Origin of the sequence: Streptomyces sp. NPDC047853, from assembly GCF_043204535.1 — a bacterium.
GTDB lineage: Bacteria > Actinomycetota > Actinomycetes > Streptomycetales > Streptomycetaceae > Streptomyces.
Genome location: NZ_JBIDCI010000047.1, coordinates 1 through 2848, shown reverse-complemented (window position 1 = coordinate 2848; position 2848 = coordinate 1). Strand labels below are relative to the sequence as shown.

Sequence of the window (2848 nt, the reverse complement as noted above, 5' to 3'; positions counted from 1 at the left end):
TGACCCAACACCACCGACACCCCAACCCCCCGAGCCTCCAACGCCCGAAACAACGCCACCTCCACCGCAAACAACGCAGGCTGAGCAAACTCCGTCCGCGACAACAACCCACCGACATCCGACTCAGAACCAGCACCCACATCACCGTCGCCGAACATCACCTCCCGCAAAGACCAGCCACCCACCTCCCCCACCAGCCCCAACACCTCATCCAGCACCTCCGCGAACACCCCACCCCCCGCATACAACTCACGCGCCATACCCACCCACTGCGCCCCCTGACCCGAAAACAACACCCCCACCCCACCCGGCACAGCCAACCCCGTCCACACACCCGCAGACACAGCGCCACCCGCCAGGCCATCCAGAGCAGCAACCACCTCATCGCGCCCACCACACGCCACCACAGCACGACGCTCGAAAAGCGTCCGCGTCGAGACCAGCGAGAAAGCCACATCCCGCAGATCCACACCCGACCGCCCCACCAGCTCACGCAACCGCGCCGCCTGCGCCCGCAACGCCCCCTCCGACCGCGCGGAAAGCACCAACGGCGACGGAACGGGCGTGTCCCCTGTGCTGTGGTCAGGAACATCACCGGCCCCGGCCTCGCCCCAGTCCGGTGCCTCCTCGATGATCAGATGCGCGTTCGTCCCGCTGATCCCGAAGGAGGACACGGCCGCACGGCGCGGGCGGTCCGGCCGACGGGACCACCGGCGCGCCTCGGCCAGCAGGGCGACCGTGCCCGACGACCAGTCGACGTGTGTGCTGGGCCGGTCCGCGTGCAGTGTCCGCGGCAGCGTGCCGTGTTCCAGGGCCAGCAGCATCTTGATGACCCCTGCGGCGCCAGCGGCGGCCTGGGTGTGCCCGACGTTGGACTTCAGCGACCCCAGCCACAGGGGATCACCCGCGCGCTCACGCCCGTACGTGGCCAGCAGGGCACCCCCCTCGATCGGATCGCCCAGCTCCGTACCCGTACCGTGCGCCTCCACCACGTCCACGTCACCCGGCGCGAGGCCGGCGTCGGCCAGGGCCGCTCGGATGACGCCCTCCTGCGCGGAGCCGTTGGGGGCGGTCAGGCCGTTGCTGGCACCGTCCTGGTTGACCGCGCTGCCGCGCACCACCGCCAGCACCCGGTGACCCGCGCGCCGGGCGTCGGAAAGCCGCTCCAGTGCCAGGACGGCGACACCCTCGGACCAGGCCGTACCGTCGGCATCGGCGGAGAAGGGCATGCAGCGGCCGTCGGCGGCGAGCCCGCGCTGCCGCGAGAACTCGACGAACATGCCGGGCCCCGACATCACCGTGACGCCGCCCGCCAGGGCCAGCCCGCACTCGCCGCGGCGCAGCGCCTGCACGGCCAGGTGCAGCGCCACCAGGGACGAGGAGCACGCCGTGTCGACGGTGAGCGCCGGTCCGCCCGTGCCGAGGGTGTAGGCGATCCGGCCGGAGGCCACGCTCGCCGTGGTTCCGGTGAGCAGGTACCCCTCGTATCCGTCCGCTCCCTCGTGGAGCCTCGGCCCGTACTCCGGTGCGGTGGCGCCGATGAACACTCCGGCGTCGCCGCCGCGCAGTGACCCGGGGAGCACTCCGGCGTCTTCGAGGGCCTCCCACGACGTTTCCAGCAGCAGCCGCTGCTGCGGGTCCATGGCCGTGGCCTCGCGCGGCGAGATGCCGAAGAACTCCGCGTCGAACTCGGCCGCCGCGTGCAGGAACCCGCCCTCCCGCACATAGGTCCTGCCCGGGGTCCCCGGCTCGGGGTCGTACAGCCCGTCGAGGTCCCAGCCGCGGTCGACGGGGAAGGACGAGATCGCGTCGGCGCCGGACTCCAGCAGCTCCCAGAGGGCGGCGCGCGAGTCGACGCCGCCGGGGAGACGGCAGCCCACACCGACGATGGCGATCGGGTCGTCGTCCCGGGTACCGCTCGGGGCGTCGGGCGCCCCGGTCACGGCCTGGGAAGGCACCCCCGGCTCATCGTCACCCGAGTTACGCGGGCCGCGTCCGTCCTCCACAAGGTGCTCGGCCACGGCACGCGGGGTGGGCAGGTTGTAGACGAGCGTGGTGGCGAGGGGGCGCCCGGTGGCACGCTTCAGCAGGTCGCGCAGCTCGACGGCGGTCACCGAGTCCAAGCCCTGGGAGGTGAAGGTGCGGTCGAGCGCGATCTCGCCGGGGTCGTCATGGCCCAGGACGGCCGCGGTGCTCTCGCGGACCAGGCGCACGGCCTCCTCGGAGGACATCGGCTCCGACTCCGACTCCGACTCCAGCTCCGGTTCCCGCTCCGATTCCGGCTCCGGTGACACCGCGCGGCTCACTGCACCGGTGGTGGTCACACCCGGCCCGGTGTCGACCGTGCCGGCTCGGCTCAGTGCAGGCGACCAGTGCGTACGGCGCTGGAAGGGGTAGGTGGGGAGGTCGATGCGCCGGCCACCACTGCCCGTGTGCAGGGCGTTCACGTCGAGGTCGGCGTCGCGGGTGACAACCGTCGCCACCGCCGCCTCGAACACCTCCCGCTCCGGACGACCCCGCCGCATCACCGGCACCACCACCACATCGTCACCGGTCTCGTCGAGGCACTCCCCCGCCATCCCGGTCAGCACCGCATGCGGACCCACCTCCACCAGCGTGGAGACACCCAGACCCCGCACCACCCCCACACCATCCGCGAACCGCACCGCCTCACGCGCATGCCGCACCCAGTACTCCGCATCCCCCAACTCCCCGCCACCGACCACCCCACCCGTCAGCCCCGACACCACCGCGACGCCGGCGCGTACCGGCCCGAACTCCAGCGACTCCACCACCCGCCGGAACTCCCCCAACACCGGCTCCATCAACACCGAATGAAAACCGTGCG

The 2848-nt window shown here is 72.1% G+C and carries 1 protein-coding gene; it reads right to left on the bottom strand.

Annotation, left to right across the window (positions count from 1 at the left end):
- On the bottom strand, positions 1 to 2825 hold a 2825-nt coding region (locus tag ACGF5T_RS36000), incomplete at its 3' end, for a beta-ketoacyl synthase N-terminal-like domain-containing protein (protein ID WP_392890351.1).
- Between the last annotated feature and the right edge of the window lie 23 nt (positions 2826 to 2848).